Source organism: Pseudoalteromonas sp. Bsw20308 (genome assembly GCF_000310105.2).
Taxonomy (GTDB): domain Bacteria; phylum Pseudomonadota; class Gammaproteobacteria; order Enterobacterales; family Alteromonadaceae; genus Pseudoalteromonas; species Pseudoalteromonas fuliginea.
In genome coordinates, this window is sequence record NZ_CP013138.1 from 2,741,681 (window position 1) to 2,753,823 (window position 12,143).

General features: G+C 39.6%; 10 protein-coding genes and 10 tRNA genes. 17 read left to right on the plus strand and 3 right to left on the minus strand.

The window, feature by feature from the left end; all coding sequences use genetic code 11:
• Positions 1 to 1,257: a glutamyl-tRNA reductase gene (gene hemA / locus D172_RS11945; protein ID WP_007378118.1), complete on the minus strand. Its 1,257-nt coding sequence runs from the start codon at positions 1,255 to 1,257 to the stop codon at positions 1 to 3.
• Between the two features lie 83 nt (positions 1,258 to 1,340).
• Between hemA and lolB the strand changes: the two genes are divergently transcribed.
• The 17 genes from lolB (at position 1,341) to D172_RS12030 (ending at position 9,112) form a co-directional block, all read left to right on the plus strand.
• Complete coding sequence (gene lolB, locus D172_RS11950; RefSeq protein WP_007378119.1) at positions 1,341 to 1,928, plus strand: lipoprotein insertase outer membrane protein LolB; 588 nt, start codon at positions 1,341 to 1,343, stop codon at positions 1,926 to 1,928.
• Between the two features lie 2 nt (positions 1,929 to 1,930).
• A complete protein-coding gene (gene ispE, locus D172_RS11955) occupies positions 1,931 to 2,788 on the plus strand; it encodes a 4-(cytidine 5'-diphospho)-2-C-methyl-D-erythritol kinase (RefSeq protein WP_007378120.1) in 858 nt (285 codons plus the stop codon).
• A gap of 88 nt (positions 2,789 to 2,876) precedes the next feature.
• Complete coding sequence (locus tag D172_RS11960) at positions 2,877 to 3,824, plus strand: ribose-phosphate pyrophosphokinase (RefSeq protein WP_007378121.1); 948 nt, start codon at positions 2,877 to 2,879, stop codon at positions 3,822 to 3,824.
• A 148-nt stretch (positions 3,825 to 3,972) separates the two neighbouring features.
• Positions 3,973 to 4,584 (plus strand): 50S ribosomal protein L25/general stress protein Ctc, encoded by a 612-nt coding sequence (locus tag D172_RS11965; RefSeq protein ID WP_007378122.1) that lies wholly within the window; start codon positions 3,973 to 3,975, stop codon positions 4,582 to 4,584.
• A 19-nt stretch (positions 4,585 to 4,603) separates the two neighbouring features.
• Complete coding sequence (gene pth, locus D172_RS11970) at positions 4,604 to 5,188, plus strand: aminoacyl-tRNA hydrolase (RefSeq protein WP_002958548.1); 585 nt, start codon at positions 4,604 to 4,606, stop codon at positions 5,186 to 5,188.
• A 53-nt stretch (positions 5,189 to 5,241) separates the two neighbouring features.
• Positions 5,242 to 6,333, plus strand: coding sequence for a redox-regulated ATPase YchF (gene ychF, locus D172_RS11975; RefSeq protein WP_007378123.1), 1,092 nt, complete (start codon positions 5,242 to 5,244; stop codon positions 6,331 to 6,333).
• 256 nt (positions 6,334 to 6,589) lie between these two features.
• Complete coding sequence (locus D172_RS11980) at positions 6,590 to 7,558, plus strand: IS30 family transposase (RefSeq protein WP_007377509.1); 969 nt, start codon at positions 6,590 to 6,592, stop codon at positions 7,556 to 7,558.
• A 319-nt stretch (positions 7,559 to 7,877) separates the two neighbouring features.
• Positions 7,878 to 7,954, plus strand: a tRNA-Met gene (locus D172_RS11985).
• 48 nt (positions 7,955 to 8,002) lie between these two features.
• A tRNA-Leu gene (locus D172_RS11990) sits at positions 8,003 to 8,087 on the plus strand.
• A gap of 39 nt (positions 8,088 to 8,126) precedes the next feature.
• Positions 8,127 to 8,201 (plus strand) — tRNA-Gln (locus D172_RS11995).
• Between the two features lie 5 nt (positions 8,202 to 8,206).
• Positions 8,207 to 8,283, plus strand: a tRNA-Met gene (locus D172_RS12000).
• Between the two features lie 89 nt (positions 8,284 to 8,372).
• Positions 8,373 to 8,457 (plus strand) — tRNA-Leu (locus tag D172_RS12005).
• 39 nt (positions 8,458 to 8,496) lie between these two features.
• Positions 8,497 to 8,571: transfer RNA gene (locus D172_RS12010), tRNA-Gln, on the plus strand.
• 71 nt (positions 8,572 to 8,642) lie between these two features.
• Positions 8,643 to 8,727 (plus strand) — tRNA-Leu (locus tag D172_RS12015).
• A gap of 40 nt (positions 8,728 to 8,767) precedes the next feature.
• Positions 8,768 to 8,842 (plus strand) — tRNA-Gln (locus D172_RS12020).
• 71 nt (positions 8,843 to 8,913) lie between these two features.
• Positions 8,914 to 8,998, plus strand: a tRNA-Leu gene (locus D172_RS12025).
• A 39-nt stretch (positions 8,999 to 9,037) separates the two neighbouring features.
• Positions 9,038 to 9,112 (plus strand) — tRNA-Gln (locus D172_RS12030).
• 5 nt (positions 9,113 to 9,117) lie between these two features.
• Here D172_RS12030 and D172_RS12035 read toward each other — a convergent pair.
• A complete protein-coding gene (locus D172_RS12035; RefSeq protein ID WP_007378280.1) occupies positions 9,118 to 10,707 on the minus strand; it encodes a putative bifunctional diguanylate cyclase/phosphodiesterase in 1,590 nt (529 codons plus the stop codon).
• A gap of 194 nt (positions 10,708 to 10,901) precedes the next feature.
• Entirely contained in the window at positions 10,902 to 12,083 is a 1,182-nt protein-coding gene (locus D172_RS12040) for an FAD-dependent monooxygenase (RefSeq protein ID WP_033023809.1), read from the minus strand.
• Positions 12,084 to 12,143: the final 60 nt, after the last annotated feature.

Here is a 12,143-nt window from a genome sequence, read left to right on the forward strand (position 1 = left end):
TTATTCCTGATCAATACCTAACATTTTTTTCAACTGGTTTAGCTGCGCCACTTCACCTTTTTTCGCTGCATCTTGTATTGCACGGGTAGGCGCGTGCATTAAGCGATTGGTTAATTTATTGGCCAACTCTAAAATTACTTTTTCTGCGTCTTTACCACTAGAAAGCTGACTAACGGCTCTTTCTACTAATTCCGACTTTATTGTTTGTACATCATTTCGATAATGGCGAATTAAATCTACCGAATCGAGTGAGCGCATCCACATTGCAAATTCTTTGGTGCGTTCAGTAATAATTATTTGTGCTTGTTCAGCCGCTTGTTCTCGTGCCGCCATATTCTCGCTTACAATGGTTTGTAAGTCATCAACGGAATATAAATAGGCCGCATCAAGTTCTCCTACCTGGCTTTCTATATCGCGCGGAACCGCAATATCAATAAATAGCATAGGTTTATGGCGTCGCTGTTTAAGCGCTTGCTCAACAACCCCTTTACCAATAATTGGTAATGTACTGGCGGTAGAACTAATCACGATATCCGCTTTATATAAACGTTCAGGCAGTTGCGCTAATGCAATAACATCCGCAGACACTTCATCAGCTAAGCTACGCGCTCGTTCAATTGTTCTATTGGCAACGGTGATATTTTGCGGCTCATTTTGGTATAAGTGTTTAGCTACCAGTTCAATTGTTTCGCCTGCACCAATTAATAAAACATTGGTTTTGTCGAGTTTGCCATAAATATGTTTTGCCAAGTTAACGGCGGCAAACGCCACTGAAACAGCGCTTGCACCAATGTTGGTTTCTGTACGAACTTCTTTAGCAACCGAAAATGTTTTTTGAAACAACCGATCAAATGTAACACCTACAGCATCATGCGTTTTGGCGCTATTGTAGGCTTGCTTAATTTGCCCTAAAATTTGCGGTTCACCCAAAACTAAAGAGTCTAACCCGCAAGCAACACGCATTAAGTGCTTTATTGCCTCGTTATTTTCATAGCAATATATATTCTTAATCAGTTCAAGTTCATCCAAACCATGGAAACTGGCAAGCCAACTCAACAGTGTTTGGGAATTTTGCTGAGCAAGGCTACAATAGACTTCAGTTCGATTACAGGTAGAAACAATTACAGCTTCATTAAAGTCGGCGTGGCCACTTAATTGTTGCAACGCCTCTGAAATTTGCTCAGGCGAAAAAGCCACTTTCTCACGTAATTCTACGGAAGCGGTTTTGTGATTAATACCGAGTGCTATTATGGTCATATGTGCCAAATATTGCTGAGCCCTACTTCAAAGGCGGCAATTTTATCAAAAATCAGCGGAATATGGAAAGTAAGGAACAACATTTGATTCGACAATATTTTATTTTACTCATGTTTTTTTTATTTTTAGGCGGTTGCGCCCAACAAATAACATCTAAAACAATACTTTATGACAATTGGAAAGCTCACCTAGCAGATCAAAAAACTTGGCATGTAAAAGGTAAATTGGCTTTTATAAGCCCAGATGAGCGCCAATCTGCAAATTTAAATTGGCAACAAACCAAAAACAATAACAATTTAGTGCTTACCTCATTTATTGGTACGCGTATTTTGCAACTCAGACAAACAAGCGAAGGCGCAGAACTAGAATTTGATGACGATAAGTATTACGACACAAATGCCGCACAACTTCTTAAGCGTTTAACTGGTTTTACTCTCCCTGTAAATAATGCTGAAAATTGGTTAAAAGGCACAATTGACGCGCAAAGTTTAAAAGTCGATGAACTTGGTCGTGCCACACAAGTACTGTGGTTCGATGACATAGGTAAAAAGTGGCAAATAGAGTATGCCAGCTATATACAAAGTGCAGGATATTGGCTGCCAACAAAAATAACATTAAAACACCAAAAAATTAAAATCAAAATTCAACTCTACGATTGGCAATTTAATTAAATATGAATAACACGACGTCTTTTACACTTATTGCTCCGGCAAAACTCAACTTATTTTTACACATTAATGGTCGCCGTGAAGATGGCTATCATGAGTTAGAAACGTTATTTACTTTTTTAAATTTTGGTGACGAACTGACTTTTGAGCTGATAGATACACCCGACATTTTTATAACAGGTGATACTAAAGGCATACCATTAACCGATAATCTAATCTATAAAGCCGCTTTATTATTAAAAACTCAGAGTAAAACACGACTGGGTGTAAAAATAAATTTAATAAAACGTTTACCAATGGGTGGCGGTGTTGGCGGTGGTTCGTCTGATGCTGCGACCACGTTATTGGCCTTAAATAAACTCTGGAAAATTGATCGTAGTTTAGATGAATTAGCACGTTTAGGGTTACAACTAGGGGCTGATGTTCCTGTATTTGTTCGAGGTCAAAGCGCCATAGCACATGGGATTGGCGAAGAATTACACCAAGTAGAACTTGAGCAAAAATGGTACTGCGTCGTACACCCAAATCAACATGTAAGTACAGCTACAATATTTACGCATCCGGATTTAAAACGCGATACACCAAAAATTTTAGGCGATTGGAAACACCATACTTTGACCAACGATTGTGAGCCTTTAGTTAAAAAGCTCTGTCCCGAGGTTGAAAAGACCCTCCAGTGGTTGCTAAAATACGCTCCGTCGAAGATGACCGGAACAGGTTCATGTTGTTTTGTAGAATTTGCGAGTCAAGTTCAAGCACAAGATGTACTTGCTAATCTCCCCCATACTTGGCAGGGATTTATCGCCTCAAGCGTTAATATCTCCCCTGCTCATACGGAGTTAGCCGCCATATTCGATCAATGAAGTAACGTACAAGTAATAATAAGTTAACTCGCAGTGGTATTTATCATTGCCCGTTAGTCCAAAATTTCAGTGCCTGAGGAACCCAACCGTGCCTGACATGAAGCTCTTCGCTGGTAACGCAACACCTGAGTTAGCTCAAAAAGTTGCAAAACGTTTATATATTGAATTAGGCGATGCTGTTGTTGGCCGTTTTAGCGACGGTGAGATCAGTGTTCAAATAAATGAAAATGTTCGTGGCTCGGATGTTTTTATATTGCAATCAACCTGTGCCCCTACAAACGATAACCTTATGGAACTTATCGTTATGGTTGATGCACTACGTCGTGCATCTGCAGGTCGTATTACTGCCGTCATTCCTTATTTTGGTTATGCCCGTCAAGATCGTCGTGTACGTTCTGCCCGTGTACCAATTACTGCTAAAGTTGTTGCAGATTTCTTATCAAGCGTTGGTGTTGACCGTGTTCTTACGGTTGATTTACACGCAGAGCAAATCCAAGGCTTCTTTGATGTACCAGTGGATAACGTATTCGGTAGCCCTGTATTACTTGAAGATATGAAAGAGCGTCATTTTGATGATGTTGTGATTGTATCTCCAGATATTGGTGGTGTTGTACGAGCTCGCGCTATTGCAAAATTACTAAATGATACTGATTTAGCTATTATTGATAAACGCCGCCCACAAGCAAACGTTTCTCAAGTAATGCATATTATTGGTGACGTTGAAGGCCGTGATTGTATTATCGTCGATGATATGATTGATACCGGTGGTACCTTGTGTAAAGCAGCTGAAGCACTTAAAGAACATGGTGCAAAGCGTGTATTTGCTTATGCTACCCACCCAATTCTTTCAGGTAAAGCAGCAGAAAATTTACGTGACTCAGTAATTGATGAAGTTATTGTAACTGACTCAATTCCATTATCTGAGGAACTTAAAGCCCTTGATAAAATTAAGGTATTAACGCTTGCAGATATGTTAGCGGAAACTATTCGTCGTATTAGTAACGAGGAATCTATTTCAGCGATGTTCGAGCACTAAAATCAAACATTTCTGAATATAAAAGCGCCTTTAGGCGCTTTTTTTGTAAGCGATGTATATTTTAAAATCGTGTGGTGGTATGATAGCGCGCCTTTTGGCTGGGGTCCTTGGTCGCAAAGGCCCTACACATTTAATTATTGGAGACATCATGTCTAACAAAACTTACACTTATAACGCTGAACTTCGCGTAGAAACTGGTACTGGTGCGAGCCGCCGCCTACGTCGCGAAGACAAAGTTCCAGCAATCCTTTACGGAGCTGATAAAGAAGCTTTATCACTTACTTTTGCTCATAAAGATATGATCAAAGCACAAGAAGACGAAGGCTTTTACACGCATATCCTTACGCTTAACGTAGATGGCGAAGCTATTGAAGTAATCTTAAAAGATATCCAACGTCACCCATTCAAGCCTAAGCTTACTCACCTTGATTTCCAACGTGTAGATGCTACTCATAAATTTCAAACTAAAGTTCCTCTACACTTCATCGGTGAAGAGATTGTAACTAAAGCTGGCGCAACTGTTGTTCACCAGTTAACTGAAGTTGAAATTACGTGTCTTCCAAAAGCACTTCCAGAATTCATTGAAGTAGATGTTTCTAAGTTTGTTGTTGGCGATTCTGTTCATATTTCTGACCTTACTTTCCCTAAAGGCGTTAGCTCTGTAGATTTAGGTAAAGGCGAAGGCCATGATCAGTCTATCCTGACTATCAAAGCAAACAAAGCAGCTCCAGTTGAAGACGACGCTGCAGCAGCAGAATAATTTTTAAGGTCTCGCAACCTTGAATTCTATTCAAATGCTTGTGGGCCTGGCTAATCCAGGCCCCGAATACGCAAACACACGCCACAATGCAGGTGCTTGGTTTATCGAGCAAATCGCTGCACGCTATAACTGCACTCTAAAACACGATCCTAAGTATCACGGCCTTACAGGCAAAGTGATAATTCAAGGCCAAGAATTCAAATTATTGATCCCCACTACTTACATGAATTTAAGTGGTAAAGCGGTCAGTAGTTTAGCTAATTTTTTCAAAATCCCTGTCGAGGACATTTTAGTTGCCCATGACGAATTGGATTTAGACCCAGGCGTTGCCAAATTAAAAAAAGGCGGCGGGCATGGCGGTCATAATGGTTTAAAAGACATTATTGCAAAAATGGCAAATCAAAAAGACTTTATGCGCTTGCGCATTGGTGTAGGTCATCCGGGGCATCGTGAAATGGTAACTGGTTGGGTGCTTGGAAAAGCGGCCAAAGAAGACCAAGAAAAAATGGATGCTGCTGTTGATGAAGCAGTTCGTTGCATGGAAATACTTGCAAAAGATGGTGTGTTAAAAGCACAAAACAGACTACATTCGTTTAAACCCTAGTAACTTGGGTCCAAGTACACCGTTTAAACGAATTCTAAACAAGGTATCTTACTATGGGTTTTAAATGTGGCATCGTTGGCTTGCCTAACGTTGGTAAATCAACGCTTTTCAATGCACTAACTAAAGCGGGTATTGAAGCCGCTAACTTTCCTTTTTGTACCATTGAGCCTAATACAGGTGTGGTACCTGTGCCAGATCCTCGTCTAGACGAACTTGCTAAAATTGTTAATCCTCAACGAATTCTTACCACTAGTATGGAATTTGTAGACATTGCAGGATTAGTAAAAGGCGCATCTAAAGGTGAAGGCCTTGGTAACCAGTTTTTAGCTAATATTCGTGAAACCGATGCAATTGGCCACGTAGTTCGCTGTTTTGAAGATGAAAACATCATCCACGTAGCAGGTACTATTGACCCTGCTGACGATATTGACGTAATCAACACTGAGTTAGTACTTGCTGATATGGATAGCGCTGAAAAAGCCCTTTTCCGTAATGCAAAAAAAGCAAAAGGTGGCGATAAAGACGCTAAAGAGCAAAATGCTGTCCTTGAAAAAGTAAAAGTACATCTTGATGAAGGCTTAACTTTACGTGGTCTAGCACTTACTAAAGAAGAAAAAGCAGCAATCAGCTCTATTAACTTCTTAACGATTAAACCAACAATGTATATTGCAAACGTTGCTGAAGATGGTTTTGAAAATAACCCATACCTTGATCGTGTACGCGCTATTGCTGCAGCTGAAGATGCGATTGTTGTTCCTGTATGTGCCGCTATCGAGTCTGAACTTTCAGAGCTAGATGACGAAGACAAGCTTGAGTTTATGGCTGATCTTGGTCTAGAAGAGCCAGGTCTTAACCTTGTTATTCGTGGTGGTTATGAATTACTACAGTTACAAACTTATTTCACAGCTGGCGTAAAAGAAGTGCGTGCATGGACAATCCCTGTAGGTGCGACAGCGCCACAAGCAGCGGGTAAAATCCATACTGACTTCGAGCGTGGCTTTATTCGTGCGCAAACTATTGCTTTTGACGACTTTGTTGCCTTTAAAGGTGAGAGTGGCGCAAAAGAAGCAGGCAAGATGCGTCAAGAAGGTAAAGAGTACATTGTTAAAGATGGCGATGTAATGAACTTCTTGTTCAACGTATAAGTACAAATTAAACCAATTTAGATTGGTAATAATTTTTAAAGGCTCGTTTTTACGAGCCTTTTTTGTACCCTCAGCTTTATAAACTTATAAAATTGATGTAATCACAAGCTAAAAGCCAGCGTTTAATCTAAAAAAGACACTGCGGCGAAGATTTAACCTCCTAGATTCAAATTGTAAGTGCATAACTTGTTTTGACTAGATTAAGTGGTCAGTTGCTCATAAGCTAACTGCTTTTTCTCCGGCAAGAGATTTTACAATGAGACATTACAAACAACTGACCTATGAGCAAAGATGCCAGATCGCTGTTCTAAAGAAAAGCGGTTTTACGCAACAAAGTATTGCTGAGCTAACTAATTTATCGCAATCTACGATTTCAAGAGAGCTTGCTAGAAATACAGGCAAGCGAGGTTACAGATACAAACAAGCTCATGAGCGGGCTTTGTCTCGCCGAAGAAGTGCAAGAAAACCACTTAAGATGACACTTGAAATGATGGCTTTAATTACCCAGAAGCTTAATGAGAAGTGGAGTCCTGAACAAATAACGGGATGGTTGCGCAAGGAAAATAAACAATCTGTCAGTCATGAATGCATTTATCTATATATCTGGGAAGATAAAAAAGCAGGTGGTGAGTTATACCTACATCTGCGCCGACACGGTAAGAAATATCACAAGCGCAGTCATGGTAAGACAAACCGAGGGCAAATAAAAAATCGCGTTAGCATTGAAGAACGTCCACAAATAGTTGATGAGAAAGGCCGTATCGGAGATTGGGAAATAGATACCGTCATAGGTAAAGGTCATCGAGGCGCCCTTGTTACCATTGTAGAGCGGGTCACCCAATTCACTGTATCAACTCAGGTGGCAGGCAAAACAGCACAAGCCGTCACTGCGGCGACGATAGAACTATTAAGACCATATAGGTCAGCGCTTCATACCATCACGGCTGACAATGGAAAAGAGTTCGCTTATCATGAGCAAATCACAAAGGCATTAAGTGTTCCTGTTTATTTTGCTCATCCTTATCACTCATGGGAGCGCGGATTGAATGAAAACACGAATGGATTACTACGCCAGTATTGGCCGAAGAGCACAGATTTTAAGGCGGTAACACCAGCGCAAGTTATACCAGTACTTGAGCAACTTAATAATCGTCCGAGAAAGACACTTGGATTTGAAACGCCTGCAAAATTGATGCAAGATCATTTGGCGGCTAAAGCCGCCTAAACGTTATGCACTTCAGATTTGAATCCGCGCCTCAATAAAAAATACCTCATCGACAAGTTAATGTTAAGTCCCTAACAATTTGTTTAATTATCAAACAGTTTTAAATTGCAGGCTTTTGCTCTTTTTTATTTAACTGTAAATTTTGTATGTGAATTGCAGTCAAAAAATCATCATTTTTATTAAAAGTTAGCCGCTTAGCTTAATTTTCCTGCAAACAAACACTGTTAAGTGTTTTTTTGCAAAAAAGGTGTTGACGAATTTGGGTCATATCAGCATAATACGCCCCGCACTCAGCGATGAAGTGCTAACAAAAAAAGATGGCTAAGTAGCTCAGCTGGTTAGAGCACATCACTCATAATGATGGGGTCACAGGTTCAAATCCCGTCTTAGCCACCATTATTTTTTTTGTTGCTCAATGAAGAGTTTAAAATAACTACCTTGTGTGCGGGAGTGGCGGAATTGGTAGACGCGCTGGATTTAGGTTCCAGTATCTTAGGATGTGAGAGTTCAAGTCTCTCCTTCCGCACCATAATTCTTGATAAGAATTAAAACTATCAATTGTTATTGTTGGGATATCGCCAAGCGGTAAGGCACCAGGTTTTGATCCTGGCATTCCCAGGTTCAAATCCTGGTATCCCAGCCAACAATGGCTAAGTAGCTCAGCTGGTTAGAGCACATCACTCATAATGATGGGGTCACAGGTTCAAATCCCGTCTTAGCCACCATTTCTTATTTTAGAAGTGGCTCTGCAAGAGTTAAATTGCACTCAATGAAGAGTTTAAAATAACTACCTGTGTTTTATTACACAAACGATGCGGGAGTGGCGGAATTGGTAGACGCGCTGGATTTAGGTTCCAGTAACTTCGGTTGTGAGAGTTCAAGTCTCTCTTTCCGCACCATTTCTTGATAAGAAATAAAATTATCAATTAATTCTTTGTTGGGATATCGCCAAGCGGTAAGGCACCAGGTTTTGATCCTGGCATTCCCAGGTTCAAATCCTGGTATCCCAGCCAACTTCTTCTACCAAGGAAAGTTGGACATAAAGAATAGCTCTGCTTAGAGTTTAAATGAGCAAATTGTTGATGCGGGAGTGGCGGAATTGGTAGACGCGCTGGATTTAGGTTCCAGTAACTTAGGTTGTGAGAGTTCAAGTCTCTCCTTCCGCACCATGTTCTTGATACGAACTAAACCTATCAAATAATTCTTTGTTGGGATATCGCCAAGCGGTAAGGCACCAGGTTTTGATCCTGGCATTCCCAGGTTCAAATCCTGGTATCCCAGCCAACTTCTTCTACCAAGGAAAGTTGGATAAAAGAATAGCTCTCGCTTAGAGTTTAAATGAGCAAATTAGTGATGCGGGAGTGGCGGAATTGGTAGACGCGCTGGATTTAGGTTCCAGTAACTTAGGTTGTGAGAGTTCAAGTCTCTCCTTCCGCACCATGTTCTTATTAAGAACTAAAACTAATGCAAATTTATAGTTGGGATATCGCCAAGCGGTAAGGCACCAGGTTTTGATCCTGGCATTCCCAGGTTCAAATCCTGGTATCCCAGCCAATTTGTTAAACTACCCCACCTATTTCTTCATTTAAGTACTTCAGTATAAAATCATTAATTTTAATAGGTTTGCTATAATAATACCCTTGTAAATAATCACATTTCATTGCTGTGAGTGTATTTCTAAGCGCTTTATTTTCAATGCCCTCTGCCACTACTTTACAATTAAGTCTGCTAGCTAAAAATAACGTTGATTCTACAATCGCATAGTCAGCGGGTTGTGTTAGCATATCTTTAATAAATGACCGGTCTATTTTTATTTGGTTGATTGGTAACTCTCTTAGTAATGATAACGAAGAAAATCCAGTCCCAAAATCATCTACACTAAACTCAAAGCCGCGGTCGTTAAGCTTGTACATCATAGTGCGAGCGGCTTCTATATTTGTCATCATAGCACCCTCTGTGATTTCAAAAATTATTGAGTCACTCAACGTCGGATCGACACTGATTAATTGCTCAATAAGCTCATAAAAATCTTGGCTCTCTAAATCCCTTGTTGATAAATTTACGTGAATAGCCCCGATAAACCCCAAAGCTTTTAACGACTTTAAATGATTTATAGTTTCTAACACCACCCACTTGGAAATATTTAAAATTAACCCCATTTGCTCAGCTGTTTTAATAAACACCTCAGGGCTAATAAATGAACCATCACTTTGTGGCCAGCGTATTAATGCTTCAGCTCCATGCATTTCATTAAGGTTAGAAGAAAATATTGGTTGTAAATAAAGCTCAAACTCTTCATTTTTCAATGCTTGCTTTATAAGTAAGGACATATCAAATAAATTATCCGCCCTAATGCTCAAATCCTTACAATAAATAACAATCTGTTGCTGTGTCTTTTTTGCTTCATGCAGCGCTAAATCAGCCTGTTTGAATAGTTCGTTAGTTTGCATACTATGTTTGGGGTAATAGCTCACTCCAATTCTTAGCTTAACGCGTATAGTTTGTTCATAAATTAAAAAAGGTTTTTGTACTGACTTATTTATTAATTGAATACATAAATCATACTTATCCTGAGTGGCTGAGTTTAAAAGCAATGCAAATTCATCTCCCCCAATTCTATATAACTTAGCAATCTCGGATAAGTGTTGGCTTAATGTTTTGGAAAATGCACACAACAACAAATCCCCAAAATTATTTCCATAAGTATCGTTTACACGTTTAAAGTTATTTAAATCTATTAAAAACAAAATGAAAGGTTGGTTATATTCTATGTTCTCATTGAGTACATTAAAGAATTTTTTACGTTTAGGTAGGTTAGTTAAACTATCGTGTTCAGCTAGAAATTGTTGGTGTTGAGCTGATCGCTCTAGCTCTAAGATACTTTTGAGGCTTAACCTAACAACTAAATACACAAATGTGCCGCCACCAACTAAAATAAATGAAACACTAGTTGCTACAAACGGTTCACCACCATAAAAAGTAAAATAATAAAGTACCCAACAGTAGCCAAAAATAAACAGCACAATTAAAATAAGCAATAAGCTCCATGCAAACCGATTCGTTTTTTTGCATACTTGTATTGTTGGTTTGATACTTACAGTTAACAGTAATATCCCTACTATAATCATAAAAATAAATGGCTTATCCACAGACACTCTTTAAATGCAATTTGTTATACATTTAGTATGGCTAATAAATCTAATAACGAAATAAAATACATTAAAAAGCTCAGGGTAGCCCACTTACCAAATATGATTGTTGTTTTATGAAGAGGTTATAACTTTTAAGGGCGCGATTAACAGCATTGTTAATCGCTTTATTAGGGGGGTAATCTTTTTAGAAACTAACTTAGCTCTCCGCTAATGGCATATTTTAACACCCAGTTTTTTATTGGCCCTGTATTATTAGCCATTTTTAAAAACTGGCTACGTGCCCATTTAAGCGGCGCTACTTGGTTAGAAAAGCCAAAGTAACAGGCATCCATCATGCTCATCATTAACAAATTAGCCTTACGGCGAGCTCGCTCATATTCTTTAAGCATTAACGGGCACCCTATATCTCCTGCATTGTCTAAAACCTCAGCAAGTGCCACTACGTCCTGAAAACCTAAATTTACCCCCTGCCCTGCAAGCGGATTAATTGTATGTGCAGCGTCGCCCACTAAAACCAAACGCCCTTGCGAATAGTTGTTAGCATGTTGGCGAGTAAGCGGAAATATCGCATGGGTTTGTACTTCAAAGTCTCCAGCAAGCTCTGGGAATTTATTAAGTATGTGCGTTTTTAACTGAGTTGGGCTTAGCCCTTTAAATGCTTGCAGTGTATTTGCATCGTCGTACCAAATTAAATTAGCGTGCGGTGCCTGCATTGGCAAAAATGCGAGTGGCCCACTTGGCGTAAACTGCTGCCAGGTTTTAATTTGTTGCGGCGCATCGAGTTTAATTAACACCCCCATGCAATGCTGCTGGTACTGCCACCCCGTAATACCAATATTCGCCTTATCACGCAATTGCGACTGCCCACCATCGGCTGCAATTACTAAATCAGCGGTATAGGTTTGAGCGCCATACTCAAGCGTAATTAAATCACTGGTTTGCTCTATTTTAGTAATCGGTGTGGCTTGCTCAATAACCTCAATCTTATAATGATCAAATTGCTGCCATAAACAGGCTTGAATTAAATTATTTTCAATCAAATGACCTAAATGCGTGGTGTTTATATCGGCGCAATCAAATAACAAATTGTCACCACCGCGTTCAAAAGCCTCTAATTGTTGATAAGGCGCTATGCGGTTTTGTCTTAAAAGCGGCATGGCACCTAATTCATCAAGTAAATTTTCTGAAAAACGATTAATAGCCGACACTCTAATATCCACCTTATCGCTACTAAAAATGTGCGATGGGTCTATTAGGTGTTTTTCGATTATACGTACGCCAAAGCCTTGCTGGGCAAGCTTTATCGCCATAGCCGCGCCAACCATGCCCCCACCAACCACTATCACATTATTTTTAGTCATGTTTTTCATCATTTTATTATTACTTGAGTCTGTTTTGATTGTATCAAAATTAATTTGTTTTATACCAGAGGA

Bases quoted from the DNA above. Each gene is read 5' to 3' on its own strand.
- hemA (WP_007378118.1), bottom strand. From the start codon at position 1,257: ATGACCATAATAGCACTCGGTATTAATCACAAAACCGCTTCCGTAGAA.
- ispE (WP_007378120.1), top strand. From the start codon at position 1,931: ATGAATAACACGACGTCTTTTACACTTATTGCTCCGGCAAAACTCAAC.
- D172_RS11965 (WP_007378122.1), top strand. From the start codon at position 3,973: ATGTCTAACAAAACTTACACTTATAACGCTGAACTTCGCGTAGAAACT.
- ychF (WP_007378123.1), top strand. From the start codon at position 5,242: ATGGGTTTTAAATGTGGCATCGTTGGCTTGCCTAACGTTGGTAAATCA.
- D172_RS11980 (WP_007377509.1), top strand. From the start codon at position 6,590: ATGAGACATTACAAACAACTGACCTATGAGCAAAGATGCCAGATCGCT.
- D172_RS12040 (WP_033023809.1), bottom strand. From the start codon at position 12,083: ATGATGAAAAACATGACTAAAAATAATGTGATAGTGGTTGGTGGGGGC.